At 65.6% G+C, this 221-nt stretch carries 1 pseudogene; it reads left to right on the plus strand.

From position 1 onward, the window contains the following. A pseudogene (locus DI005_RS00215) lies at nucleotides 1–221 on the plus strand (transposase); the annotation flags it as partial.

Genomic DNA, 221 nt, shown 5'->3' on the forward strand with positions numbered 1-221 from the left:
AGGTCATCTGCACCACGAACGCGATCGAGTCGATCAACGCCCGCTACCGGCGGGCATCAAGGCCCGCGGTCATTTCCCCTCCGACGCCGCGGCGCTGAAGTGCCTGTACCTCGTCACCCGATCTCTAGACCCCACCGGCCGTGGCAAGGCACGATGGACGATGCGCTGGAAAGCGCCGTTAAACGCGTTCGCGATCACCTTCCCCGGACGCCTCGACCCGA

The sequence above is a fragment of the Prauserella sp. PE36 genome (assembly GCF_003311655.1).
GTDB lineage: Bacteria > Actinomycetota > Actinomycetes > Mycobacteriales > Pseudonocardiaceae > Prauserella_A > Prauserella_A endophytica.